The organism is Pseudomonas viciae (assembly GCF_004786035.1).
Lineage (GTDB): Bacteria > Pseudomonadota > Gammaproteobacteria > Pseudomonadales > Pseudomonadaceae > Aquipseudomonas > Aquipseudomonas viciae.
In genome coordinates this window covers 6,378,672-6,404,653 of sequence record NZ_CP035088.1, presented here as the reverse complement: position 1 = coordinate 6,404,653, position 25,982 = coordinate 6,378,672, and the positions used below count along the sequence as shown (strand labels likewise).

The 25,982-nt window shown below is 61.0% G+C and carries 22 protein-coding genes; 10 read left to right on the top strand and 12 right to left on the bottom strand.

The features are described from left to right. Nucleotides 1-29: 29 nt before the first annotated feature. Nucleotides 30-698 (bottom strand): isoprenoid biosynthesis glyoxalase ElbB, encoded by a 669-nt coding sequence (gene elbB, locus EPZ47_RS28635; protein ID WP_135847715.1) that lies wholly within the window; start codon nucleotides 696-698, stop codon nucleotides 30-32. 114 nt (nucleotides 699-812) lie between these two features. Between elbB and EPZ47_RS28630 the strand changes: the two genes are divergently transcribed. Beyond that, a complete protein-coding gene (locus EPZ47_RS28630) occupies nucleotides 813-2,048 on the top strand; it encodes a sterol desaturase family protein (protein ID WP_135847714.1) in 1,236 nt (411 codons plus the stop codon). Here the strand turns inward: EPZ47_RS28630 and EPZ47_RS28625 are convergent. After that, nucleotides 2,029-2,652: a DedA family protein gene (locus EPZ47_RS28625; protein WP_135847713.1), complete on the bottom strand. Its 624-nt coding sequence runs from the start codon at nucleotides 2,650-2,652 to the stop codon at nucleotides 2,029-2,031. The two genes, EPZ47_RS28630 and EPZ47_RS28625, sit on opposite strands and share 20 nt — an antisense overlap. 205 nt (nucleotides 2,653-2,857) lie before the next feature. On the opposite strand from EPZ47_RS28625, the gene hemB reads away from it, so the two are divergent. Then, nucleotides 2,858-3,871 carry a porphobilinogen synthase gene (gene hemB / locus EPZ47_RS28620; protein WP_135847712.1) on the top strand — a complete coding sequence of 338 codons (1,014 nt, stop codon included), beginning with the start codon at nucleotides 2,858-2,860 and terminating at the stop codon, nucleotides 3,869-3,871. A gap of 17 nt (nucleotides 3,872-3,888) precedes the next feature. Beyond that, nucleotides 3,889-6,105 (top strand): polyphosphate kinase 1, encoded by a 2,217-nt coding sequence (gene ppk1, locus EPZ47_RS28615; RefSeq protein WP_135847711.1) that lies wholly within the window; start codon nucleotides 3,889-3,891, stop codon nucleotides 6,103-6,105. A gap of 183 nt (nucleotides 6,106-6,288) precedes the next feature. Here the strand turns inward: ppk1 and ppx are convergent, their stop codons facing one another. The 5 genes from ppx to EPZ47_RS28590 all read right to left on the bottom strand — a co-directional run bounded on the left by ppx (nucleotide 6,289) and on the right by EPZ47_RS28590 (nucleotide 10,900). Continuing rightward, nucleotides 6,289-7,791 carry an exopolyphosphatase gene (gene ppx, locus EPZ47_RS28610; protein ID WP_135847710.1) on the bottom strand — a complete coding sequence of 501 codons (1,503 nt, stop codon included), beginning with the start codon at nucleotides 7,789-7,791 and terminating at the stop codon, nucleotides 6,289-6,291. A 265-nt stretch (nucleotides 7,792-8,056) separates the two neighbouring features. Next, nucleotides 8,057-8,791, bottom strand: a complete 735-nt coding sequence (locus EPZ47_RS28605; RefSeq protein WP_135847709.1) for an amino acid ABC transporter ATP-binding protein — start codon at nucleotides 8,789-8,791, stop codon at nucleotides 8,057-8,059. Next, on the bottom strand, nucleotides 8,778-9,428 hold the full coding sequence (locus EPZ47_RS28600; protein ID WP_135847708.1) for an amino acid ABC transporter permease: 651 nt from the start codon (nucleotides 9,426-9,428) through the stop codon (nucleotides 8,778-8,780). Before EPZ47_RS28600 ends, EPZ47_RS28605 begins: the two co-directional genes overlap by 14 nt. Further along, on the bottom strand, nucleotides 9,425-10,093 hold the full coding sequence (locus EPZ47_RS28595; RefSeq protein WP_135847707.1) for an amino acid ABC transporter permease: 669 nt from the start codon (nucleotides 10,091-10,093) through the stop codon (nucleotides 9,425-9,427). The genes EPZ47_RS28600 and EPZ47_RS28595 overlap by 4 nt, the downstream gene beginning before the upstream one ends. A 21-nt stretch (nucleotides 10,094-10,114) precedes the next feature. After that, a complete protein-coding gene (locus EPZ47_RS28590; protein ID WP_135847706.1) occupies nucleotides 10,115-10,900 on the bottom strand; it encodes a transporter substrate-binding domain-containing protein in 786 nt (261 codons plus the stop codon). 254 nt (nucleotides 10,901-11,154) lie between these two features. Here EPZ47_RS28590 and EPZ47_RS28585 point away from each other — a divergent pair, with 254 nt between their 5' ends. The 6 genes from EPZ47_RS28585 to EPZ47_RS28560 all read left to right on the top strand — a co-directional run bounded on the left by EPZ47_RS28585 (nucleotide 11,155) and on the right by EPZ47_RS28560 (nucleotide 17,375). Then, complete coding sequence (locus EPZ47_RS28585; RefSeq protein ID WP_135847705.1) at nucleotides 11,155-11,862, top strand: FadR/GntR family transcriptional regulator; 708 nt, start codon at nucleotides 11,155-11,157, stop codon at nucleotides 11,860-11,862. Nucleotides 11,863-11,983: 121 nt separating this feature from the next. Continuing rightward, on the top strand, nucleotides 11,984-12,313 hold the full coding sequence (gene trxA / locus EPZ47_RS28580) for a thioredoxin TrxA (protein ID WP_003177349.1): 330 nt from the start codon (nucleotides 11,984-11,986) through the stop codon (nucleotides 12,311-12,313). A 241-nt stretch (nucleotides 12,314-12,554) separates the two neighbouring features. Next, nucleotides 12,555-13,814, top strand: a complete 1,260-nt coding sequence (gene rho / locus EPZ47_RS28575) for a transcription termination factor Rho (RefSeq protein WP_025216061.1) — start codon at nucleotides 12,555-12,557, stop codon at nucleotides 13,812-13,814. A gap of 120 nt (nucleotides 13,815-13,934) precedes the next feature. Next, nucleotides 13,935-15,401: a 4-hydroxy-3-polyprenylbenzoate decarboxylase gene (gene ubiD, locus EPZ47_RS28570; protein WP_135847704.1), complete on the top strand. Its 1,467-nt coding sequence runs from the start codon at nucleotides 13,935-13,937 to the stop codon at nucleotides 15,399-15,401. Further along, entirely contained in the window at nucleotides 15,401-16,369 is a 969-nt protein-coding gene (locus EPZ47_RS28565) for a CDP-6-deoxy-delta-3,4-glucoseen reductase (RefSeq protein WP_135847703.1), read from the top strand. The genes ubiD and EPZ47_RS28565 overlap by 1 nt, the downstream gene beginning before the upstream one ends. A 337-nt stretch (nucleotides 16,370-16,706) precedes the next feature. Further along, nucleotides 16,707-17,375 (top strand): gamma-glutamylcyclotransferase, encoded by a 669-nt coding sequence (locus EPZ47_RS28560; RefSeq protein WP_135847702.1) that lies wholly within the window; start codon nucleotides 16,707-16,709, stop codon nucleotides 17,373-17,375. On the opposite strand, the gene glpT is transcribed toward EPZ47_RS28560, so the two are convergent. Together glpT and EPZ47_RS28545 are read right to left on the bottom strand one after the other, a co-directional pair. Continuing rightward, nucleotides 17,351-18,700, bottom strand: coding sequence for a glycerol-3-phosphate transporter (gene glpT, locus EPZ47_RS28555; protein ID WP_135847701.1), 1,350 nt, complete (start codon nucleotides 18,698-18,700; stop codon nucleotides 17,351-17,353). The genes EPZ47_RS28560 and glpT overlap by 25 nt on opposite strands. Nucleotides 18,701-19,500: 800 nt before the next feature. Further along, the gene (locus tag EPZ47_RS28545; protein WP_135847700.1) at nucleotides 19,501-20,478 is read right to left on the bottom strand and encodes an NADPH:quinone oxidoreductase family protein; all 978 of its coding nucleotides are present in this window, start codon (nucleotides 20,476-20,478) and stop codon (nucleotides 19,501-19,503) included. Nucleotides 20,479-20,628: 150 nt separating this feature from the next. Here EPZ47_RS28545 and EPZ47_RS28540 point away from each other — a divergent pair, with 150 nt between their 5' ends. After that, on the top strand, nucleotides 20,629-21,036 hold the full coding sequence (locus EPZ47_RS28540; RefSeq protein ID WP_135847699.1) for a flagellar basal body-associated protein FliL: 408 nt from the start codon (nucleotides 20,629-20,631) through the stop codon (nucleotides 21,034-21,036). 67 nt (nucleotides 21,037-21,103) lie between these two features. Here EPZ47_RS28540 and EPZ47_RS28535 read toward each other — a convergent pair whose 3' ends face one another. Genes EPZ47_RS28535 through EPZ47_RS28525 form a run of 3 tightly spaced genes read right to left on the bottom strand, consistent with a single transcriptional unit; the run spans nucleotide 21,104 to nucleotide 25,910 of the window. Continuing rightward, nucleotides 21,104-22,222, bottom strand: coding sequence for an ABC transporter permease (locus EPZ47_RS28535; protein ID WP_135847698.1), 1,119 nt, complete (start codon nucleotides 22,220-22,222; stop codon nucleotides 21,104-21,106). Continuing rightward, nucleotides 22,222-24,948: a ribosome-associated ATPase/putative transporter RbbA gene (gene rbbA, locus EPZ47_RS28530; protein WP_135847697.1), complete on the bottom strand. Its 2,727-nt coding sequence runs from the start codon at nucleotides 24,946-24,948 to the stop codon at nucleotides 22,222-22,224. Before rbbA ends, EPZ47_RS28535 begins: the two co-directional genes overlap by 1 nt. After that, entirely contained in the window at nucleotides 24,945-25,910 is a 966-nt protein-coding gene (locus tag EPZ47_RS28525; RefSeq protein ID WP_135847696.1) for an HlyD family secretion protein, read from the bottom strand. The genes rbbA and EPZ47_RS28525 overlap by 4 nt, the downstream gene beginning before the upstream one ends. Between the last annotated feature and the right edge of the window lie 72 nt (nucleotides 25,911-25,982).

The window sequence follows — 25,982 nt, the reverse complement described above, 5'->3', positions numbered from 1 at the left end:
AGCCCGCTCCCACCAGGGCGAGTGCGGTGTCAGACGTCGTTTTCGTGCGTCAACTCCAACACCCGGTCCACCAGCTTATTGATGCCCGAGGCCGCTTCGCTGATGTTCTGCGCAAGCATGTAGGCCGGGGTGCTGACCAGTTTGCGTGCGGTATCTTCGACGATGTCGGTGACGGTACATTCCTCGTGAGTGCCGCCCATCTTGACCACGGCGGCGGCGGTGTCGGCATCGTTGCCGATGGTGCAGACCACGCCAGGGCCATAGATTTTCGCCGCCAGGGCTGGGGAAATGCAGATCAGCCCCACCGGTTTGCCGGCTTCGGCAAAGGCCTCGGCCAGCGCCAGGACTTCTGGCTGGACGCTGCAACCCGGGCCTTCGACGGCAAAGTTGGAGAGGTTTTTCGCCGAGCCAAAGCCGCCGGGTACGATCAAGGCGTCGAAATCCTCGGCCCTGGCTTCGCGCAAATCCTTCACGTTGCCCCGGGCGATCCGCGCCGATTCCACCAGCACGTTACGACTCTCGGGCATTTCTTCGCCGCTCAGGTGATTGATCACATGCAGTTGGGCAATGTTGGGGGCAAAACACTGCACCTGTGCCCCACGTTGGTCGAGACGCAGCAAGGTGATCACGCTTTCGTGGATCTCGGCGCCGTCATACACGCCACAGCCGGAAAGGATCACTGCAATTTTTTTGCTCATGGGTTTTTCTCCAGATTCATGGCGTTAAATGTCCACTAATTTGTCACTCGTTGCCATAGGGTTCTCCAGCGGCTACACCTAATCTGCCGGTTAACTCCATGCTCGGGTCGCGTCATGAATTTCATTCTGTATGCCGTGCCGTTCTTCTTCGTGCTGATTGCCGTCGAGTTGCTGGTTGATCGCTGGCGAGGCGTGAGCCACTACCGTTTGGCGGACGCGATCAACAGCCTGAGCACCGGTGTGCTGTCCACCACCACTGGCCTGTTGACCAAGGGTGTGGGGCTGGTGACCTACGCCTTTGCGGTGGAGCATCTGGCCGTCATTCAATTGGCTGCTGACCAGGCCTGGGTCTGGGTGTTCGCTTTCGTGTTCTACGACTTCTGCTACTACTGGCTGCACCGCCTGGGCCATGAGCGCAACATCCTCTGGGCCGCTCATTCGGTGCACCACCAGAGCGAGGACTACAACCTTTCCACCGCGTTGCGCCAGACCAGCACCGGGTTTGTGCTGAGCTGGATTTTCTACCTGCCGCTGGCTGTGCTCGGCGTGCCGCTGGTGGTGTTCGTCAGCGTTGCGGCGTTGAATCTGCTGTACCAGTTCTGGGTCCACACCCAACATATTCCCAAGCTCGGCTGGCTGGAGTGGTGCTTCGTTACGCCCTCCAATCATCGTGCCCACCATGCACAGAACCCTCTCTACATGGATCGTAACTACGGCGGGGTGTTCATTATTTGGGACCGTCTGTTTGGCACCTTCCAGGAAGAGGACGACAACGAGCCGGTGATTTTTGGCGTGACCACGCCGCTGGCCAGCTGGAATCCGTTGTGGGCGAACCTGCAGTTTTATGCACAGCTATGGGCGGATGCCCGACGGGCCGAGCGCGGCTGGGACAAGCTGCGGATCTGGTTCATGCCCACCGGATGGCGGCCGGCGGACGTGGCCGCCAGGTTCCCGCTGAACAAGCCGGACCTGAGTCAGTTCCGCAAATTCGAGGTGCCGCTGGACGGGCATCAACAGTGGTACGTGGCGCTGCAGTTCTGCGTCTATATCGCGTTGGGCAGCTACTTGATGAACCTGGAGAACAGCTTGCCGGTCGCCGCCCTGGTGCTGGGTTGGGGCACGGTGGCGTTGGGTTTGTTCGTGCTGGGCGTGGCCCTGGAGAATCGCCCATGGGCGCTGAGGCTGGAGCTGTTGCGGCTGGCCTCGAACCTGCCGCTGGTGTGGTTGGCGCCGCTGGTCGGGTTGTGGTCGGCCAGTTCCGTGGCCTGGCTCGGTCTGCTCAGCTACAGCCTGCTTAGCGGTATCGGGCTGTATTGCTGTCGCAAACGACTTACTCGGTTGGCGTCGTAGATTCGCCGGATCGAGCCTGTTCCAGCCGCTCGGCCTCAAGGACTTTTTTTGCCAGTCGCGCATTCTTGATGCGTCGGCGCGCCCACAGGCACAAGCCCAGCACCAGCAGGGCTCCGAGTACCCACAGCTCGTATTTCTTGATGCTGCCCAGCATGCCTTCGAGCACCGCGCCAAAGTGGTAGGCGGCAGCTGCCAGTGCCGTGGCCCAGATCGCCGCACCGATGCCGTTGAGCAACAGGTAGCGGCCCGGCGGATAGCCTGACAGGCCGATGGCCACCGGCATCACCGTGCGCAGGCCATAGACGAAGCGAAAGCTCAGGACCCAGATGTCCGGATGCTTGCGAATGTGCTCCAGCGCGCGATCACCCATCAATTGCCAGCGCGGTTTGCGCGCCAGCAGCTTGCGCCCGTGTTTGCGTCCCAGGAAATACCACAGCTGATCGCCCGCGTAGCTGCCGCAAAACGCCACGACCACGACCAGGTTGATGTCCATGTAGCCACGGAACGCCAGGAAGCCTGCGAGCACGAGGATGGTTTCGCCTTCGAAGAACGTGCCGATAAACAGGGCCAAGTAGCCGAAGTCATGCAGAAATTGTTGGAGCATTGTCTGGGTGCTGGCGAAATGAACGCGCAGCCTAACCCTTCAGGCACATTCAGGAAAGTATCGAAATGTGTCTCGACGTGAACAATTCCTACAATGACAATAACTGCGACGACAGGACGCAGGTGCACATTTCTGTAATACGTTGGTCATAATGGCCGCTTATAACTGTCACGCTCGCCCGTTAGCGCGGGCTCAGGAGTCTGCCGTGAGCTTTACCCCCGCCAACCGTCTGTTCCCTGCTACCCGCCTGCGTCGCAATCGCCGTGATGAGTTCTCTCGTCGGCTGGTGCGTGAAAACGTGCTGACCACCGATGACCTGATCCTGCCGGTGTTCGTGCTGGACGGTGAGAACCGTCGCGAAGCGGTGGCGTCGATGCCCGGGGTGGAGCGTCTGACCATCGATCTGCTGCTCGAAGAAGCCGCCAAGTGGGTCGAGCTGGGCATTCCGGCGCTGGCGCTGTTCCCGGTTACGCCGCCGGCCCTCAAGTCGCTGGATGCTGCCGAAGCCTGGAACCCGGAAGGCATCGCGCAACGTGCCACCCGCGCCTTGCGCGAGCGCTTCCCGGAGCTGGGGGTGATCACCGATGTGGCGTTGGACCCGTTCACCACTCACGGGCAGGATGGCATTCTGGATGAAGACGGCTACGTGCAGAACGACATCACCGTCGATGCACTGGTGCGCCAGGCGCTGTCCCACGCCGAGGCCGGTGCCCAGGTGGTGGCGCCGTCGGACATGATGGATGGGCGTATTCAGGCGATCCGCGAAGCCCTCGAGGTGGCCGGTCATGTCAACGTGCGAATCATGGCCTACTCGGCCAAGTACGCCAGCGCCTATTACGGTCCGTTCCGCGACGCGGTCGGCTCGGCCCTGAACCTGGGCAAGGCCAACAAGGCCTCTTATCAGATGGACCCGGCCAACAGCCACGAGGCCTTGCATGAAGTGGCTGCTGACTTGTCAGAAGGTGCAGACATGGTCATGGTCAAGCCAGGCATGCCTTACCTCGACATTCTTTGTCGGGTCAAAGAAGAATTCAAAGTGCCAACTTTTGTTTATCAGGTCAGCGGCGAGTACGCCATGCACATGGCCGCGATTCAGAACGGCTGGTTGGGCGAAGGGGTGATCCTCGAGTCCTTGACCGCTTTCAAACGCGCAGGAGCTGATGGCATCCTGACTTATTTTGCCGTGCGCGCCGCCCAATTGTTACGAGAGCAGAAATAGCCTCCCAGGAATTTGCGATGAATACCGAAGGACTCTCTGAAGTTGCCGTAAAAGACGCTCAACCCGTGGTCGAGCAAATTGCCGAAACACCGCCGGAGCTGGAGCCTGCTCCCCCGGCTGTCATCGAGCCGCCCCCGGCCCCGGCGATTGCCGTACCCAACCTGGATGACAGCAGCCTGTACATCCATCGCGAGCTGTCGCAACTGCAGTTCAACATCCGCGTGCTGGAACAGGCGCTGGACGAGTCCTACCCGCTGCTGGAACGCCTGAAGTTCCTGTTGATCTTTTCCAGCAACCTGGACGAGTTCTTCGAAATTCGTGTTGCCGGCCTGAAGAAGCAAATCACCTTTGCCCGGGAACAGGCCGGTGCCGATGGCCTGCAGCCGCATCAGGCCCTGGCGCGCATCAGCGAACTGGTCCATGGCCACGTTGACCGCCAATACGCGATCCTCAACGAGATCCTGTTGCCAGAGCTGGAAAAGCACCAGGTGCGCTTCATCCGTCGCCGCTACTGGAACACCAAGATCAAGACCTGGGTACGTCGCTATTTCCGTGACGAGATCGCGCCGATCATTACGCCGATCGGCCTCGACCCCACGCACCCGTTCCCGTTGCTGGTCAACAAGAGCCTGAACTTCATCGTCGAACTGGAAGGCATCGACGCCTTCGGTCGCGATTCCGGCCTGGCGATCATTCCGGCGCCACGCCTGTTGCCGCGCATCATCCGCGTGCCGGAAGACGTCGGCGGCCCCGGCGACAATTATGTGTTCCTGTCGTCGATGATCCATGCCCACGCCGATGACCTGTTCCAGGGCATGAAGGTCAAGGGTTGCTACCAGTTCCGCCTGACCCGTAACGCCGACCTGTCGGTGGACACCGAGGACGTCGAAGACCTGGCCCGTGCCCTGCGCGGTGAGTTGTTCTCCCGTCGCTACGGCGATGCGGTGCGCCTGGAAGTGGCCGATACCTGCCCCAAACACCTGTCTGATTATCTGCTCAAGCAATTCAATCTGCATGAGACCGAGCTGTATCAGGTCAACGGTCCGGTCAACCTGACCCGGCTGTTCAGCATCACGGGCCTGGACAGCCATCCGGAACTGCAATACCTGCCGTTCACGCCGCAGATCCCGAAACTGCTGCAGAACAGTGAGAATATTTTCAGCGTGGTCAGCAAGCAGGACATCCTGCTGTTGCACCCGTTCGAGTCCTTCACCCCGGTGGTCGACCTGCTGCGCCAAGCGGCCAAGGATCCCCACGTATTGGCGGTGCGCCAGACCCTGTACCGCAGTGGCGCCAACTCGGAAATCGTCGATGCCCTGGTGGACGCGGCGCGAAACGGCAAGGAAGTCACAGCGGTGATCGAATTGCGCGCACGCTTCGATGAAGAATCCAACCTGCAACTGGCCAGCCGCCTGCAAGCGGCCGGTGCGGTGGTGATCTACGGCGTGGTCGGCTTCAAGACCCACGCCAAGATGATGCTCATCCTGCGCCGCGAAGCCGGTGAGATCGTGCGTTACGCTCACTTGGGCACCGGTAACTATCACGCGGCCAACGCCCGTCTATATACCGACTACAGCCTGCTGACCTCGGACGACGCCTTGTGCGAAGACGTCGGCAAGTTGTTCAGCCAGTTGATCGGCATGGGCAAGACCCTGCGCATGAAGAAGCTGTTGCATGCGCCGTTCACCCTGAAAAAGGGCATGCTCGACATGATCGCCCGGGAAACCCAGTTCGCCCTGGAAGGCAAGCCGGCCCATATCATTGCCAAGTTCAACTCGCTGACCGACCCGAAAATCATCCGCGCGTTGTACAAGGCCAGTCAGTCGGGCGTGCGCATCGACCTGGTGGTGCGGGGCATGTGCTGCCTGCGACCGGGCATTCCGGGGGTTTCCCATAACATCCATGTACGCTCGATCATTGGGCGTTTCCTGGAGCATACCCGGGTGTTCTACTTCCTCAACGGTGGCGAGGAGCAGATGTTCCTCTCCAGCGCCGACTGGATGGAGCGCAACCTCGACAAGCGGGTCGAGACTTGCTTCCCGGTGGAAGGCAAGAAGCTGATCCTGCGGGTCAAGAAAGAGCTGGAAAGCTACCTTACCGACAACACCCACAGCTGGAGCCTGCAGTCGGATGGTCGCTACATCCGCAACACGCCGACTGGCAACCAGAACCCGCGCAGCGCCCAGGCGACCTTGCTGGAGCGTCTGAGCAGCCCGGTGTTGGCGGTTCGTTAAACGCCTGGAGGCGAGCTTGGTTTTTGTGGCGAGGGAGCCTGCTCCCGCTGGGCTGCGAAGCAGCCCTGAAGCCATTCAGCTCGGTGTGTCAGGAAAAATTCCATTTCAGGCAGATCCTGCGACGGCTGCGCAGCCGAGCGGGAGCAAGCTCCCTCGCTACGGGGGAGCCTGCCGTGGTGCCGATCAGTGAATGTTCAGCACAATCCCGACCCGCGTAAGCCATTCGGCCTCCTGGGCGAAGTCGGCCTGGGTCAGTTGGTTCTCTTCCAGCCAGCCCTCGGGAAACATTACATCCAATTGATCGCCATCGGCGTGCAGGGCCACCTGGGGCATTTCCTGGGTGCCGCGGATGTGGTGGAACAGAATCGCAAAGCGCAGCAGCACGCACAGGCGAATCAGTTTGATGCCTTCATCGCCGAACTCGGCAAATTTATCCTTGGGAATATTGCGTCGGTGGCCGCGCACCAATAGCGCAAGCATCTGCTGGTCTTCCCGGGAGAAGCCTGCCAGGTCCGAGTGCTCGATCAGGTAGGCGCCGTGCTTGTGGTAGTGATAGTGGGCGATGTCCAGGCCCACTTCATGCACCTTGGCGGCCCAGCCCAGCAGTTCGCGCCAGACACCGTCGTTCAGGTCCCAGTCATCGGCCACCTGGTCGAAGGCATGCAGCGCCTTGCGCTCGACCCGCGCGGCCTGTTCCTGGTCGACGTGATAACGCTCCATGAGTGAGCCCAGGGTGCGTTCACGGACATCTTCGTGGTGATGACGCCCCAGTAGGTCATACAGCACGCCTTCGCGCAGCGCACCCTCGCAATGGTCCATGCGTTGCAGTTCAAGGGCGTCGAAAATCGCTTCCAGAATCGCCAGGCCCGCCGGGAAAATCGCCCGGCGGTCAGGCTTGATGCCTTCGAAGTCGATCTTGTCTACATCGCCGAGTTTGAACACCCGGCGCTTGAGCCAGGCCAGACCTTCGGCGTTGACCTCGCCGGTGCCGTGACCGCCGGCCTTGAGCGCCAGGCCAATGGCGCGAATGGTGCCCGAGGAGCCGATGGCTTCATCCCAGGTCAGGCGGTGCAGGGCATGTTCGATGCTCATGATTTCCAGGCGCGCCGCCGTATAGGCCTGGGCGTAGCGAGCCGGGGTGATCTTGCCGTCGCGGAAATAGCGCTGGGTGTAGCTGACGCAGCCCATCTGCAGACTTTCGCGCAGCAGCGGCTCGAAACGCTGGCCAATGATGAATTCGGTACTGCCGCCGCCGATGTCGGCTACCAGGCGCTTGCCTGGGGTATCGGCCAGGGTGTGGGACACGCCGAGGTAGATCAGGCGGGCCTCTTCACGGCCGGAGATAACCTCTACCGGGTGGCCGAGAATCTCTTCGGCGCGGTGAATGAATTCGCCACGGTTACGCGCTTCGCGCAGGGCGTTTGTGCCCACGATCCGCACCGCGCCCAAGGGCAGACCGTTGATCAGTTGCGCGAATCGCTTGAGGCAATCGAGCCCGCGCTGGATGGATTCTTCGCTCAGCTTGCGCTCTTCGTCGATACCGGCAGCCAGTTGGACCTTCTCGCCGAGTCGCTCAAGAATGCGGATTTCCCCGTTCTGGGCCTTGGCGACGACCATGTGGAAGCTATTGGAGCCCAGGTCTATGGCAGCAATCAGGGACAGATTCTTGGCTTGGGATGGCGGCATGGTCAAAAAGTCTCGGTCGATAACCTCGACATCCTGCCACGATCAACCGCTTACGCCAACGCGCCTGATCCAAACCCTTGAGCCAGAGCAGCTTACTGTGGCGAGGGCGCTTGCTCCCGCTGGGCCCGTAGGAGCTGCCGAGCGAAGCGAGGCTGCGATCTTTCCCCGGACGCTTGAGTCTCAAGCGAAAGATCAAAAGATCACAGCCTTCGGCAGCTCCTACAGTGCAACCGAGCGCGAGCTTGCGCCCCCGCCACAGGCGCGATCAGGCGTGTTCGACCGTCCCAATGAAATTCGCCAGCTCCGCCGTCTGCGGCTCGGCGAACAACACTTTGGGATCGCCGACCTCATGCACCTTGCCCTGGTGCATGAACACCAGTTTATCCCCGACCTCCCGGGCGAAACGCATTTCATGGGTGACCATGATCAGGGTCATGCCTTCCTTGGCCAGTTGCCGCACCACGCTGAGCACTTCATTGACCAGTTCCGGGTCCAGGGCCGAGGTGATTTCGTCGCACAGCAGTACTTTCGGCGACATCGCCAGGGCCCGGGCAATGGCTACCCGTTGTTGCTGACCACCGGACAAACGGTCAGGGAAGGCGTCAAACTTCTCGCCGAGGCCGACCCGTTCCAGCATCTGCCGCGCCAATTCAGCCGCCTTGGCCTTGGGTACTTTCTGTACAACCTGCGGTGCGAGCATCACGTTCTCGCCGACCGTCAGGTGCGGGAACAGGTTGAACTGTTGGAACACCATCCCGACTTTCTGCCGCAGGCTGCGCAGGTCGGCACGAGCGGCGTCAAGGTATTCGCCATCCACTTCGATCACGCCGTCGTTGATCGACTCCAGGCCATTGAGGGTGCGCAGCAAAGTGGATTTGCCCGAGCCACTGCGGCCGATGATCGCCACCACCTGGCCTTCCTCGACGGTCAGGTCGATGCCTTTGAGCACGTGGTGATCGCCGTAGTATTTATGCAGGGCGGAAATTCTAAGCAGAGGCATGCAGTCTCCTTTCCAGGTAGCGCGCACTGAGGGACAAGGGGTAGCAGAGCAGGAAGTAACCGAGGGCCACCAAGCCATACACCATGAACGGCTCGAACGTGGCGTTGGCGAGCATGCCGCCGGTCTTGGTCAGTTCGGTAAAACCAATGATCGAGGTCACTGCGGTGCCTTTGACCACCTGCACCGAAAAGCCCACGGTCGGCGCCACGGCGATGCGCAGGGCTTGGGGCAGGATCACGTAGCGCAACTGTTCCAGCGGGTTGAGGGCCAGGCTCGAAGAGGCTTCCCACTGACCGTTGGGGATCGCTTCGACGCAACCGCGCCAGATCTCCGCCAGATAGGCACTGGTAAACAGCGTCAAGGCAATCGCCGCGGCCATCCAGGGCGAAATCTCCACCCCGGCCAGGGCCACGCCGAAGAACACCAGGAACAGCTGCATCAACAGCGGCGTGCCTTGGAACAGCTCAATGTAGGTGCGGGCGACGTTGCGGGGCAGGGCGTTTTTGGAAATGCGCAAGACCATGACCAGCAGGCCGATCAGCCCGCCGCCGATAAACGCTACCAACGACAAGGCCAGGGTCCATTGCAAGCCCGTGAGCAGGTTGCGCACCACGTCCCAGAAAGTGAAATCGCTCATTGGCTGCTCCTGGCAATGTAGCGGCGACCCACCCAGTTCAGGAACTGGCGGATCAACAGTGCCATGCACAAATAGATCAGCGTGGTCAGTGCATAGGTTTCAAAGGCGCGGAAGTTGCGCGACTGAATGAAGTTGGCGGCGAAGCTCAATTCTTCGGTGGCGATCTGCGAACAGACCGCCGAGCCGAGCATCACGATGATGATCTGGCTGCTCAGGGCCGGCCAGACCTTGCCCAGCGCCGGCAGCAGCACCACGTGGCGGAAGGCTTCGAAGCGGCTCATCGCCAGGGCCGCGGCGGCTTCCAGCTGCCCCCGCGGGATGGCCTGGATGCCGGCACGAATGATCTCCGTGGAATAGGCGCCGAGGTTGATCACCATCGCCAGCACCGCCGCCTGCCATTCGGAAATCTGCAAGCCCAGGGACGGCAGGCCGAAGAAGATGAAAAACAGCTGCACCAGGAACGGCGTGTTGCGGATCAGCTCCACGTACACGCCGAAGATCGCCGAGAACGGACGTATGTTCCACGCCCGCACCACGGCCCCGACGATGCCCAGGCCAACCCCGAGCAACGCGCCGATGGCCGTCAGTTCCAGGGTGAACAAGGCACCGCGCAGCAGCAGCTCGGTGTTTTGCACCACCGGCAGAAAATCGAACTGATAAGCCATGCTCAGCCTCTCAAGCGACGGTCAGAGGTCGGCCGGCAGCGGCTGCTTGAGCCAGGTCTGGGAGTTCTTTTCCAGGCTGCCATCGGTCTTGGCGGTGGCGAGGATCTGGTTGACCTTGTCCAGCAGCGCGGGCTCGTTTTTGTTCACGCCGACGTACACCGGCGAGTCCTTGAGTTTCACCTTCAGCGCCGGGACACGCTTGGGGTTGCGTTCGCTGATGGCGACCATTACCACGTTGCCGCTGGCAATCAGGTCCACCTGGCCGGCCAGGTAGGCGGCGATGGTCGAGTTGTTGTCTTCGAAGCGCTTGATGGTGGCGCCTTCGGGGGCGACCTTGGTCAGCTCGATGTCTTCGATGGCGCCACGGGTGACGCTGATGGTCTTGCCCTTGAGGTCATCCAGGCCATTGATGGCTGCATCGGGCGGGCCGAACACCGCCAGGTAGAACGGCGCGTAGGCACTGGAAAAGTCGATGACCTTTTCCCGCTCGGGGTTCTTGCCCAGGCTGGAGATGACCAGGTCGACCTTGCCGGTGGTCAGGAATGGGATGCGGTTGGTGCTGTTGACCGGCGTCAGTTCAAGTTTGACCTTGAGCTGGTCGGCCAGCAGTTTCGCAGTGTCGATGTCCAGGCCACGGGGCTTCATATCCGGGCCTACCGAGCCGAACGGGGGAAAGTCCTGGGGGACGGCGACCTTGAGCGTGCCACGCTTGACCACGTCTTCCAGGCCATCGGCGTGGGCGGGTAGCTGACAGAGCATCAGGCTGGCAAACAGGGCAGTGAGCAGGGCGCTGCAACGCTGAATCATGGCGAATCTCCGCAATCGGTGATGTGATTTCTGCGTTCGGACAGAGCACAGGCCATGCCAAACCGCCCGTTATTGCGCCAAAGCCACGGTTTTGCTGGTGGGAGACGGTCTGACTGGTCTGAACAGTTGCGCTGCATTTCGCACCGTTATCGGGCGTCGGTATTTGTCGCCGAACCCTGCTGGGGCACGACTTGCCGGGCGCGTCGAATAGCTTTACAACTAGCCGCTCACTGGCCCGGTTCGTCTGAAAAATCATGAATTCCATCTCTCGCGCCGTCCCTGAAGTGGCGCTGCAAGCCATTCGCAAACTGATCGCCGATGAAGGCTTCGGGCCTGGCGATGTGCTGCCGTCGCAACGGGACCTGGCGCTGCAACTGGGTGTGAGCCGGGCGTCGCTGCGCGAAGCGCTTTCGTCGTTGAGCGCCCTGGGACTGATCAGCGTGCAGCCGGGCAAAGGGGTGTTCGTGCAATCGCCGGTGGAGCTCTTGCAGAACGAGCCGACGTCGCGCTGGCCCTTCGCGGCTCAGGCTTCGCCAGTGGATATCTTCCAGTTGCGCTACGCCCTGGAAGGTTTCGCGGCGGGGTTGGCGGCGGTGACGCTGAGCGCCGATGAACTCGACACACTGCAAGACAACGTGGAAGCCATGCGCCGGGAGTTGAAGATCGGGGATTTCGACGCCGCGGCGCGCCTGGATTTCGAATTTCATCGGCGAATCCTGCTGGCCAGCGGCAACCAGGCCATGCTGAGCATTCTCACGGCCAGCGCCGAACTCTTCCTGGAAAGCCAGAAACTACCGTTCATCAGGGCGGAGCGGGCGATGGAAACCTGGCAGGAACATCGCAAGATTCTTCGCGCCTTGGCTCGCCGCGCTTCGGGCGCCGCACAAAAAGCCATGCAGGAACATGTACGTAACGCTGCGCTGCGTACCGGGATTTCCTTCGTGGCCCCGGCTGCCTCGTGACTGGCGCTATACCCAAATACATCCGCCACCATAGCGAGACTCAATCAACTGCGGCTTCCTGAACCCGGGAAGGGCCGCTATGATGGGCCACGTTTTTTTGCTGACAACCCCGGAGATTTCCATGAGCAGCGATCTGATCAAACACGTTAGCGACGCTAGCTTCGAGGCTGACGTACTCAAGGCCGAAGGCGCGGTACTGGTCGACTATTGGGCTGAGTGGTGCGGTCCGTGCAAAATGATCGCCCCGGTCCTGGACGAAATTGCCGAGACTTACAAAGGCAAGCTGACCATCGCCAAGCTGAACATCGACGAAAACCAGGAGACTCCGGCCAAGCACGGCGTGCGTGGTATCCCGACTCTGATGCTGTTCAAGAACGGCAACGTCGAAGCCACCAAGGTGGGTGCGCTGTCGAAGTCGCAACTGGCTGCTTTCCTCGACGCCAACATCTAAGCGCCGAATGCCATTGAAAAAGCCCCGCAAATCGCGGGGCTTTTTCGTTATTCGGGGCTAGACGCTCGCAAACCCAGGTGTTACATTCGGCCCCGCACTGGTTTCTCCATTGCCCCCTGCAAGCCGTCGCCGACGCACTCCTTTCGAATAAGTACGCGATCCTGTCGCCTTCTCCGCGGCGCGGCCTCATTAAGCCAAAAGCTTAATTTCCCCCCTCCATAAATGATTACGTCATTCCTATATGAATCTGACTGAACTCAAGCAAAAGCCGATTACCGAACTGCTCGAATTGGCCGAACAGATGGGCATAGAAAATATGGCCCGTTCGCGCAAGCAGGACGTGATTTTCTCCCTGCTCAAAAAGCACGCGAAAAGCGGCGAGGAAATCTCCGGTGATGGCGTGCTGGAGATTCTCCAGGACGGCTTCGGCTTTCTCCGCTCTGCAGACGCTTCCTATCTCGCTGGCCCAGACGATATCTACGTCTCGCCGAGCCAGATCCGCCGTTTCAACTTGCGCACCGGTGACACCATCGTTGGCAAGATCCGTCCTCCGAAGGAAGGCGAGCGTTATTTCGCGCTGCTCAAGGTCGACACGATCAACTTCGACCGTCCGGAAAACGCGAAGAACAAGATTCTCTTCGAGAACCTGACCCCGCTGTTCCCGACCGTGCGCATGAAGATGGAAGCCGGCAACGGTTCCACCGAAGACCTCACCGGTCGTGTCATCGACCTGTGCGCACCCATCGGCAAAGGCCAGCGTGGTCTGATCGTGGCACCGCCGAAAGCGGGCAAGACGATCATGCTGCAGAACATCGCGGCCAACATCGCCCGTAACAACCCTGAAGTTCATCTGATCGTGCTGCTGATCGACGAGCGTCCGGAAGAAGTGACCGAGATGCAGCGCACCGTGCGCGGCGAAGTGGTCGCCTCGACGTTCGACGAGCCGCCGACCCGCCACGTGCAGGTTGCCGAAATGGTGATCGAGAAGGCCAAGCGCCTGGTCGAGCACAAGAAAGACGTGGTGATCCTGCTGGACTCCATCACCCGTCTGGCCCGTGCCTACAACACCGTGATCCCGAGCTCCGGCAAGGTGCTGACCGGTGGTGTCGATGCCCACGCCCTGGAGAAACCGAAGCGTTTCTTCGGCGCCGCGCGCAACATCGAAGAAGGCGGCTCGCTGACCATCATCGCCACCGCGCTGGTTGAAACCGGCTCGAAGATGGACGAAGTGATCTACGAGGAATTCAAAGGCACTGGCAACATGGAATTGCCTCTGGATCGTAAGATCGCCGAAAAGCGCGTCTTCCCGGCCATCAACATCAACCGTTCCGGCACCCGCCGCGAAGAGTTGCTGACGGCCGATGACGAGCTGCAGCGTATGTGGATCCTGCGCAAACTGCTGCATCCGATGGACGAAGTCGCCGCCATCGAGTTCCTGGTCGACAAGCTGAAACAGACCAAGACCAACGATGAGTTCTTCCTGTCGATGAAACGCAAGTAAATCGAACAGGCTAGCAAGAGCCGGGGAAACCCGGCTTTTTGCTATCTGCGCATTCACTAATTTGAGCGGGCGGCGTTAAACTCGGGCCCCCGAACGCCACGGCCACCATGAGGCTTTTGCATGCAGTATCGCGACTTGCGCGACTTTATCAGCGGGCTGGAACAGCGCGGCGAACTCAAGCGCATCCAGGTGCCGGTGTCTCCAGTGCTGGAAATGACCGAGGTCTGCGACCGCACTCTGCGGGCCAAGGGGCCGGCATTGTTGTTCGAAAACCCAACCGGTTATGACATTCCGGTGCTGGGCAACCTGTTCGGCACACCGGAACGCGTGGCCCTGGGCATGGGCGCCGAAGCGGTTAGCGAACTGCGCGAGATCGGCAAGCTGCTGGCGTTCCTCAAGGAACCCGAGCCGCCGAAAGGCCTGAAGGATGCCTGGTCCAAGCTGCCGATTTTCCGCAAGATCATTTCCATGGCGCCGAAAGTCGTCAAGGACGCCATCTGCCAGGAAGTGGTGATCGAGGGCGACGATGTCGACCTGGCGATGCTGCCCGTGCAGACCTGCTGGCCAGGCGATGTGGGGCCGCTGATCACCTGGGGCCTGACCGTCACCAAAGGCCCGAACAAGGATCGCCAGAACCTGGGTATCTATCGCCAGCAGGTGATTGGCCGCAACAAGGTCATCATGCGCTGGCTGAGCCATCGCGGCGGCGCTCTGGATTATCGCGAGTGGTGTGAAAAGCACCCTGGCCAACCATTCCCGGTGGCAGTGGCCCTGGGCGCGGACCCGGCGACTATTCTCGGCGCCGTCACGCCCGTGCCTGACAGCCTCTCCGAATATGCGTTCGCCGGCCTGTTGCGCGGCAACCGTACCGAGTTGGTGAAGTGCCGTGGCAACGACCTGCAAGTGCCGGCCACCGCCGAGATCATCCTTGAAGGTGTGATCCATCCCGGCGAGATGGCTGATGAAGGCCCGTATGGTGACCACACCGGATACTACAACGAAGTCGACAGCTTCCCGGTATTCACCGTCGAACGCATTACCCATCGGATCAAACCGATTTACCACAGTACCTACACCGGCCGGCCGCCGGATGAACCGGCCATTCTCGGCGTGGCGCTGAACGAAGTGTTCGTGCCGATCCTGCAGAAGCAATTTCCGGAAATCACCGATTTCTACCTGCCGCCGGAAGGCTGTTCGTATCGGATGGCCGTGGTGACCATGAAGAAGTCGTATCCTGGGCATGCCAAGCGGGTGATGCTCGGGGTCTGGTCGTTTTTGCGACAGTTCATGTACACCAAGTTCGTTATCGTCACAGACGACGATATCAACGCACGGGACTGGAACGATGTGATCTGGGCCATCACCACGCGCATGGACCCCAAGCGCGATACGGTGATGATCGAGAATACGCCGATCGACTACCTCGACTTCGCCTCGCCGGTGTCCGGCCTGGGGTCGAAGATGGGGCTCGATGCCACGCATAAATGGCCCGGTGAAACCACCCGTGAGTGGGGCCGGGTTATCGTCAAGGATGAAGCCGTTACCCAACGGATCGATGCCATCTGGAATCAGTTAGGAATAGATTGATGCGTGTAACCTTGCAGCCGTCCGGAGCGGTGCTGGAGATCCGGCCCGCAGAGCGGATTCTCGATGGCGCGCGGCGCCTGGGCTATGAATGCCCGCAAAGCTGCCGCAATGGCAACTGCCACGTCTGTGGTGCGTTGTTGGTGGAAGGCCGTGTGGAACAGGCTGGCGAGGTGCGCGATCACGGTGAGATTTTCACCTGCATCGCCGAGCCTCTGGAGGACTGTGTGGTGTTGTGGGATGGCGTGCTGGCGCCGGGTGAGTTGCCGGTCCGCAACCTGGCCTGTCAGGTCATCGAGTGCGCCGAGGTGGGCGGCGATGTCTGGCGGGTACGCCTGCGTGCGCCCGCGGGCAAGCCGCCGCGTTATCACGCGGGGCAGTATCTGTTGATCGAACGCGAAAACGGCGAAAAGTCGGCGTTCTCCCTGGCCTCCGCGCCGCACTCGGGGCGCGACCTGCAGTTGCACGTATTAGTGCGCGAAAGCAGTGCGCAGGCGCTGCTGGAGCAACTGCGGCGCAACCCCAACGTGCGCGTCGAAATGCCTTTCGGCGATACCCACCTGTCCGAGTTGCCGGACGGTCCATTGGTGCTGATCGCCGCCGGTACCGGGATGGCGCAGATGCACAGCCTGATCGAGCACTGCCGCGCTGCGGGGTTCAAGCACCCGGTACACCTGTATTGGGGCGTGCGACGACCGGAAGACTTTTACGAAATCGAGCATTGGGACGAGTGGAAAAAGCTGCCGAACCTGTTCCTGCACAAAGTCGTCAGCGATTTGTGTGGATGGCAAGGGCGCTGCGGGATGCTCCATGAGGCGGTGTGCGAGGACATCAGCGACCTCTCTAGTGTGCATGTCTACGCCAGCGGTTCGCCCGCCATGATCTACGCCACGCTCGACGCGCTGGTGGAGGCTGGAATGGACGCCCACCAAATGCGCGCCGATGTGTTTGCGTATGCGCCGCGGGCTTGAGCCATTCTTGAAACTTGATTGAGGTCTGCTTTTTTGTGGCGGTGGGTGTGGGAACAAAGCTTGCTCGCGATACAGGCGCCTCAATTTCTGAAAGACCGCATCGCCCTCATCGCGGGCAAGCCTTGCTCCCACGGCGGGGATAAATCCCCTCACCACAGGTGATATATCTGCCGATATATCGATTCGATATTTAGCTCCAGGGCTAGATGTCGTTAAGGTATATGCCCGCGCCCTCGGCATTCATGGCATCCAACTTGCGTGGATTCCCATAAGTGTCAGCGCGCTGACGGCGCGCTATCCAACTTCCTGCCCCGCGAGGAGCCACACGCTACCGGCCATGACCGCTATCGAATCCGTCATTCCCTGTGCACCGTATCCGCCACGCCTTGACCTGGGGCCGCAGCTGACCCGTGAACAACTGCTTGCCTCGATGCAATCGACCATGAGTCGTCACCAGGGCGGTCCGGTCTGGCTGTTCGCTTACGGTTCCTTGATCTGGCGGCCGGAATGCACGGCGGTGGAGCGGATGCGCGGCCGGGTTCATGGCTATCATCGCGGTTTGTATTTGTGGTCTCACGAACACCGCGGCACCCCGGAATTGCCGGGGTTGGTGTTCGGTCTGGATCGCGGTGGTTCGTGCAGCGGGTTTGCTTATCGCTTGCCGCAGGAGAATCTCGAGGACTCGCTGTTTGCCCTGTGGCAGCGCGAGATGCCGTTCCCGTCCTATCGTCCCCATTGGCTCAGTTGCCGTCTCGAAGATGGCAACCGGGTGCAAGCCCTGGGTTTTGTGCTGGAACGGCACCTGCCCAGCTATGCCGGCAACTTGCCGGACCATGTGCTGAGCCAGGTGTTCGAAAGCGCCTGCGGGCGTTACGGCAGCACCCGCGATTATGTCGAGCAGACCATCCACGCCCTGCGTAGCCACGCCATGCCAGACCGGAATCTGGAGGCGCGGCTCAAGCGCTGTAAATCGGCGTTGGATCAGGCGATCGCTTCGCGGCTCTGACTGGCGACTTGCTTGTGCCACAGGGTTGGCGCGAGGAACGCCATCGCCAGCAGGCAAGCTCCCACCAACAGCACAAAGCCACCGTTCCAGCCGAAGTGGTCCACGGTGTAGCCCATGGCGGCACTGGCCGCCACTGAACCACCCAAGTAGCCGAACAAACCGGTGAAACCTGCGGCGGTGCCGGCGGCTTTCTTCGGCGCCAGTTCCAGGGCCTGCAAACCGATCAGCATCACCGGGCCGTAGATCAGAAAACCAATGGAAACCAGGGCAATCATATCGACGGTCGGGTTGCCGGCCGGGTTCAGCCAGTACACCAGCGTTGCCACGGTCACCATCGCCATGAATACCATGCCCGTCAGGCCACGGTTGCCACGGAAGATCTTGTCCGACATCCAGCCGCACAGCAGCGTGCCGGGAATGCCGGCCCATTCGTACAAGAAGTACGCCCAGGACGTTTTATCCACGGTGAAGCCCTTGGCTTCCTTGAGGTAGGTCGGCGCCCAGTCCAGCACGCCATAGCGCAACAGGTAAACGAAGACGTTGGCCATGGCGATGTACCAGAGCATTTTGTTGCACAGCACGTATTTGACGAAGATTTCCTTGGCGCTGAATTCGTTCTCGTGACTGGCGTCGTAGCCTTCCGGGTAATCGTTCTTGTATTTCTCGATGGGCGGCAGGCCTACCGATTGCGGGGTGTCGCGCATGGTCACGAAGGCAAACAGGGCAACCAGCAGGGCCACGGCAGCCGGTACATAAAACGCCGCATGCCAGTCGTTGAACCAGCCCATCCCCAGCAGGAACAGCGGGCCGATCAGGCCGCCGCCGACGTTATGCGCCACGTTCCACACCGAGACAACGCCGCCGCGTTCTTTCTGCGACCACCAGTGCACCATGGTCCGTCCGCTCGGCGGCCAGCCCATGCCCTGGGCCCAGCCGTTGATGAACAGCAGAATGAACATCATGGTCACGCTGGACGTCGCCCAAGGCGCGAAACCGAAAACGAACATCACCCCAGCCGACACCAGCAAACCGAATGGCAGGAAGTAGCGCGGGTTGGAGCGGTCGGACACCAGGCCCATCAGGAACTTCGAAAGCCCGTAGGCGATGGCGATGGCCGACATGGCCAGGCCCAGCTGACCGCGGGTATAGCCCTCATCGATCAGGTACGGCATGGCCAGGGAGAAGTTCTTGCGCAGCAAGTAATACCCGGCGTAGCCAATGAAGATGCCGGCGAAGATCTGCCAGCGAAGGCGTCGGTAGGTGCTGTCTATTTTTTCTTCAGGCAGAGACGCCTGGTGTGCGGCAGGACGAAAGAAAGCAAACATTCAAGGGCTCCAGGTTCTTGTTATGACTGCGAATGCGAATGTTACAGTTTCGTTACCGAAAATAGCATTGCTTGTTGGTCGATAAACAGAGAAAAAAGCCCTGGGTAATGTTCTTAAATGAACACGTCGCTCCGGCATACGCTGATGACGTCGTAGGAATTGTCTTGTCTGGATTTTTCGCGCTCACATGTCTTGGTGGCGGGACAGAACAGTGGGAAACGTCCTTCAACTAAACGGGAAGTCTCGCCATTTAGCCAATGAGGTCCGGTCTTTACCCTTCACCTTTCTGCCAGCGCTGGCATTCAGGTGAGGGGTCAAGGTATGAGGTGGTGCGTTGTGATGCTGTTGCTGTGCTTGTCCGGTACGAGTTGGGTGATGGGTGTGTTGTTGGTGCCCAAGAGTCCTTGGACGGTGGGCAACGAACATCGGGAGCAGACGCACGTCCTGGCGCCGTTCGAGTTCCGCCTGGATGACGGGCCTTTGGATGACAGTAAATGGAGCCAGGCCTGGGAGTGCTCGGACATCAATGCACTTGGGGCTAACTATGGATGCAAGGTTTGCTCCCGTTCCGTTCCACGCGCAGCTACTTGTCCAATGTGTTTTTCGTCAAGCAGATGTCGGATGTCGAGCGTCTGGCCTTGATCGCCTGCTTCAACAGGCACGTGCCCATGATCGCGAAGCACTGCGGGAGTTTTCCTGCGTCACGGTATGTGAGGATGTTGCCGAAGGAGATTCGCGCGTTGTTCTAGTGCTTGCCAATAGCGGTCCGCGGCTTCAGGCACCCGGACCGCTGTGACGCTTCAACGCACCTGCACAACCACCTTCCCCACCGCCTTGCGCTGCCCCAGGTCATTGATCGCCTGGGCGGCATTGCTCAGTGGATACACCTGCGACACCAGTGGCTTGAGCTTGCCTTCGGCGAACCAGCCAAACAGTTGCTGGAAATTGGCGGCGTTGTCCTGGGGCTGGCGTTGGGCGAAGGAGCCCCAGAACACGCCCACTACGGCGGCGCCCTTGAGCAGGGCGAGGTTCACCGGCAGCTCGGGGATGCGCCCGCTGGCAAAACCGACTACCAGCAGCCGGCCATTCCAGGCGATGGCGCGGATGGCCTGGTCGAACAGGTCGCCACCCACCGGATCGTAGATCACATCGGCGCCCTGGCCGTCGGTGAGTCGCTTGATTTCATCCTTGAGGCTGGTTTCGCTGTAGTTGATCAACTCGTCGGCGCCAGCGGCCTTGGCCACGGCGAGTTTTTCTGTGCTACTGGCGGCGGCGATGACCCGGGCGCCCATGGCCTTGCCGATCTCTACCGCAGCCAGGCCAACCCCGCCGGATGCGCCGAGCACCAGCAGGGTTTCGCCGGGTTGCAAGTTGGCCCGTTGCTTGAGGGCGTGCATCGAGGTGCCGTAGGTCATGCTGAAGGCGGCAGCGGTGTTGAAGTCCATGGACGCCGGGATTGGCAACACGTTATAGCCTGGCACCGCCACCTGCTCGGCAAAGCTGCCCCAGCCGGTCAGCGCCATGACCCGATCACCGACCTTCAGGTGGCTGACATTTTCACCCACCGCACTGACCACGCCCGCCGCTTCGCCACCAGGGGAGAACGGGAAGGGTGGCTTGAATTGATATTTGCCCTCGATGATCAGCGTGTCAGGGAAGTTCACCCCGGCGGCGTGCACGTCCAGCAGCACTTCGTTCTTCTTCGCGACGGGGCTGGCGACGTCTTCCAGCACCAGCGATTCGGCGGGGCCGAATTCTTTGCACAGCACGGCTTTCATCAGGGCTATTCCTTTGGGAGTGATGGCCGATAAGTGTAGGTGTGAGAGTCGATGGGTCAACGAGCATGCCTTGCCCTGATAGCTGGCCATAAGCTTGTGCTTGAACGGCGGGGCGGTATGCTGGGCCGCAAACCGGATGAGGAGTCAAATGTGAAAGCGTGGATCATGTTGATGCTGGCCCTGTCGTTGCCTGCGGCGGCGATGGCCGAAGAGGCCAAAGAAGGCGAGGCGCCGAAAGTCAGTTACATCACCCTTAGCCCGCCCTTTGTCGGCAATTATGGGCTCGACGGTACAGCCAAGCTGAAGGTCTACAAGGCCGATGTGGCCTTGCGCGTGACCGGTGATGCTGCCGTGGCGGCGGTAAAGGCCAACGAGCCGCTGATTCGCAACCAGTTGGTTGCGCTGTTTGCCCAGCAGACCACCGAGGCGATGAACAACCTGGAAGCCAAGGAAAAGCTGCGTCAGGAAGCGTTGAAGCAGACCCAGCAGGTGATGAACGACGAGACCGGCAAGCCGATGGTGGATGATCTGTTGTTCAACAACCTGATCATTCAATAAATCGCCAGAGTCGCCGCCTTTGGCAGTGCCGCAATTTTCTCGGGGCTGTCAAAGGCGGCTTTTTTCATCACGACGCCAGGCTTTTGCGAAACCGCCCCAGGGCGACGGCAAAGAACAGGAGCCCGATCGCCGCCAACGCCAGCACGTCCGGCCATACCACCTCAACGCCTGCGTCACGGAACAGGATCGCCGCGCTGAGGCTGACGAAATGGGTCGAGGGCGACCCTTGCATCACCCATTGCAACCATTGCGGCATGCTGTCCAGCGGCGTGCTGCCGCCCGACAACAGCAGCATCGGAATAATGACGGGGATCGACAGTAGCCCGAACTGCGGTGTCGAGCGGGCCAGGGTGGCGAGAAAGATGCCCAGTGCGGTGCTGGCGAACAGGTAGAGTGCGGTCACCAGCAGAAAGAGAAGCATGGAGCCGGCAAGCGGCACCCCCAACGCGAACTTGACGATAATTTCCAGCGACGCCCAGGTGCAGAGCACCACTACCAGCATGTTGCTCCAGATTTTCGCCAGCATGATCTCCAGTGCCGTCAGCGGCAGTACCAGCAAGTGATCCAGGGTCCCGTGCTCGCGCTCGCGTAGCAGCGCGGTGCCCGTCAGGATGATGGCCAGGATGGTGATGTTGTTGACGATCTGGATCACCGCCAGAAACCACCCGCCCTCCAGATTGGTGTTGAACAACGAACGGGTAGTCAATTTCACGGGGGTTAGTTCGCTCGCTTGCGCCTGGCCGCTGTAGGTCAGCAGTTCCTGTTGGAAAATCCGCCCGATGTAACCGGCGCCCATGAATGCCTGGCTCATGGCCGTGGCGTCGACGTTCAATTGCAGCGCCGGTTCGCGTCCGGCGAGCAGGTCGGCCTGGAAGTTGGCGGGCACGTTAATGACAAAGGTGTAGCGGCCACTGTCCATGACCTTGTCCAGTTCGGCATAGGGCAGCGCCACCGGGCTCTGGAACTCCGGTGGTTGCAGGACCTGGGCCAGTTGGCGTGACAGGTGGCTCTGGTCTTCATCCACTATCGCCACGCTGGCGTTGTGGACGCCGATCACCGAGCCTGCGGCCGGCATGTAGATCGCCACGGTAAAGGCATAGCCTAGAAACAGCAGCAGGACCGAGTCGTAGCGCAGGCTGGTCAGTTCCTTGAGCCCAAGACGCCAGATATGTGAAAGCGTATGCATCAGGCCTCCTGCTTTTTCAGCATGACCAGGCTGAGCCCGGTGAACCCCAGGAAGAACCCGAATAACGCCAGGCATTGCGGCCACAGCTGGCGCAGATCCAGGGCCTTGGTGAAAGTGCCGACAGCGATGTCCAGGAAATAACCGGCGGGAAACAACTGGCCCATTACCGAGGCGGCGCCTTCCAGGGATGAGCGCGGCACGATCAGCCCCGAGAATTGGATTGTCGGCAGGCTGGTGATGATCATGGTGCCGAGAATCGCCGCGATCTGGGTGCGAGTGAACGCCGAGATCAGCAACCCCATGCTGGTGGTCGCCAGCACATAGAGCAGGCCGCCCAATGCCAGCGTCAGGCCACTGCCCTTGAACGGCACGCCGAACAGCCAGCGGTTCATCGCTGTCAGCAGGGCCAGGTTGATCAGGCTGACCGCCAGGTAGGGCACTTGTTTGCCCAAGAGGAACTCCAGGCGGGTCAGCGGGGTGGCGTAGAAGTTGGTGATCGAACCCAGTTCCTTTTCCCGCACGATGCCCAAGGCCGTCAACATGGCCGGAATGAATGCCAGGATCAGCGCCATGACTCCTGGGCCGATGGCGTTGACGCTGACCACGTCCTGGTTGTAGCGGAAGCGGGTTTCCAGCTTGGCCGCGGCCTGGCGGTTTCGCGCCGGGCTGCTCTGTTCGACCAACTGTTCGAGATTGGCTTGATGCACAGCCTGGACGTAGTTGCGACTGGTCTCGGCGCGAAACGGCATGCCGCCGTCGAGCCAGGCGCCGACGGTGGGTTGGCGACCGGCGTACAGGTCACGACCGAAGCCGGGTGGTATTTCCAGGGCCAGTTTGATTTCCGAGCGTTGCAGGCGCCGATGCAACTCGCTGGCGCCTTGGATGACCGGCTGCTCGTCGAAATAGCGCGAGCTGCGAAACGCTTCCAGATAAGCGCGACTTTGCGGGCTCTGATCCTGATCAAACACAGCGAAGGCGAGTTTTTCCACGTCCAGGGAGATGCCGTAGCCGAAGATCACCATCATGAACAACGCACCGAGCAAGGCGAACGCCATCCGCACTTTGTCGCGCAGCAGTTCCTTGCCTTCGCGGCTGGCGACGGCCCACAGTCGACCAAGGCTGAGGCCGTGTCGGTCCTGGGGGGCGCCGGCGGTGTCGAGGGCCACGGGGGTGGTGTCTTGTGGCGTCTCGCCCTGGGCTTGTTCCAGGCAGGTGACGAACGCCGCTTCCAGGGTCTGGCCGTTGAACTGCGCCTGCAGGGCTGCCGGTGTGTCACAGGCCAGGACTTTGCCAGCGTGCATCAGCGAAATGCGGTCGCAGCGTTGAGCTTCGTTCATGAAGTGCGTGGAGAGAAAAATCGTCACGCCCTGCTCGCGAGACAGCTCGATCAGCAGCCGCCAGAAGTCATCCCGCGCGGCCGGGTCAACGCCTGAGGTCGGTTCGTCGAGGATCAGCACTTCCGGGCGATGCAGCACCGCCACCGCCAGGGACAAGCGCTGGCGCAGGCCCAGGGGTAACGCACCGGAAGGTTGGTCGGCGAGGTCCTGCAGATTGAAGCGCTTGATCAGCTCTTCGATGCGGGCGCCGCTTTGGGCCTTGGGCAGGTCGAACAGCTCGGCGTGCAGGGCCAGGTTCTGCCGTACGCTCAATTCCCCATACAGCGAAAAGCTCTGCGACATGAACCCCACGCGTTTGCGGGTGGCCAGGTCCTTGGCGTCCACCGGCTTGCCCAGCAGGCGGGCCTCGCCTTCGCTGGCGGGCATCAGCCCGGTCAGCACTTTCATGGTGGTGGTCTTGCCGCATCCGTTGGAACCCAGGAAACCAAAGATCTCACCGCGACCGATCGCGAAGCTGACCTTGTCGACTGCGGTGAAGTCACCGAAGCGCAGGGTAAGGTCATGGGCTTCGATGGCGATGTCGGCAGTACCGTTGGTCCTGGGAGGGATCGTCAGCGGCTCGGCGTTGTGGCCGCTGTCGCCCTGGAAATGAGTGAAGGCCGAGTCGAGTTTTCCATCGGGTGTGACGGCAGCCAGTTCGGCACTCAACCCCTTGGCGATCAAGCGCCCGTTGTCGAGCATCAGGCAATGCTCGAATTGTTCGGCTTCTTCCATATACGCCGTGGCGACCAGCAGGGTCAGTTGCGGTCGTTGTCGGCGTACGTCTTCTATCAGTTCCCAGAAGCGTCGGCGGGACAGGGGATCCACCCCGGTGGTGGGTTCGTCGAGAATCAAAAGGTCGGGTTCATGGATCAGTGCACAGCACAGGCCGAGCTTTTGTTTCATGCCCCCCGACAGCTTGCCCGCCGGGCGGTCGGCAAAACGTTGCAGGTCGGTCGCCAGCAACAACTTGCCCATACGCTGTGCGCATTCGGCCCGCGAGAGCCCGAACAATGTACCAAAGAACCGGATGTTCTCGCGGATCGACAAATCAGGGTAAAGGTTGCCCCCCAGACCTTGAGGCATGAACGCAATGCGTCGATAGAGGGTGTTGCGATGGTGGCGATCCTCGATCGATGCACCCAGTACCTGCAATTGACCGCATTGGAGTTTCTTCACCCCGGCAATCAGCCCCAGGAGGCTCGATTTGCCGGCGCCGTCGGGGCCAATCAGACCGCAGCGAGTGCCGGCGGGCAGGCTGAAGGCGATATCGCTCAAGGCCACATGCTGGCCGTAGCGATGTTCGAGACCCGAAGCCTGTAGCGCCGTTTCGCTCTGGGTGGCGCTCATTGCAGGTTGGCCGGCCAGTCGATGGGGGCGGTGCGCACGTAGCCGGCGCCGGGCATGCCGGGTTTGGCCTGGGGCACTTCACCGGGCTGGGTCAGGTGCACTTTGACGCGGAACACCAGTTTCTGGCGCTCATCACGGGTCTCGACTTCCTTGGGGGTGAATTGGGACTTGGCCGCGACGAAGCTGACCTTGGCCGGCAGCGGTCGCTGGGGCAGGGCGTCGAGTAGCAGTCGCGCTTCATCGCCTACCGCCAGTTTCCCGGCCACGGATGCCGGCAGATACAGGTTCATGTATTGGTCGTTCGGATCGATCATCAGCAGCACCCGGCCGCCGGCGCCCAGCACTTCGCCCGGTTCGGCCAGACGCAACTGGATCACGCCGTCGAGGGGGGCGCGCAAACTGCTGTCGTCGATTTCGCTGGTCAGTTGGGCCACCTGGGCCTGGGTCGCGCCGATGGCGGCCGTCGCCGCCGATACCTGGGCCCGGGCTGCGTTAACCGCAGCGTTGGCGGTGTCGACGCGGGCTTGCTGCTGGTCAATGACCTGGGCGCTGGCGTAACCGCGTTTGAACAGTTCCTGGCTCCGTTTGAGTTCCTGGTGAGCGAGCAATTGTTCGCTCTGGCGCAGTTGCACATTGGCCTCGGCGGCGGCGAGGTTTTCCCGGGCGCGCACCACTTCGGCCTCAGCCTGGTTGCGCTGGGCCTCCAGGGTGCGGGTGTCCATGCGCGCCAGCAATTGGCCCTTGAGGACGTTGTCGCCTTCATCGACATGAACCTCGGCCAGGCGTCCGGGCGTCTTGCTGGCGATCTGGACTTCGGTGGCCTCAAGGCGCCCGTTGCCCATGCTCAGGCCTTCTGGCAAGCGATCATGCAGCGACTTCCAGTAGCCGAACCCACCGGCGGCCAGCAACACAGCCAGCAGGGCGAGGGCAAAAAAACGCGAGGTACGAGGGTTTGTCGACATGTCCGGCATCCTGCGGCTGTAGCATTGCAGTTTGCTGGATCAGTGCCCGGTCCAGCTTGATGTCCATCAACT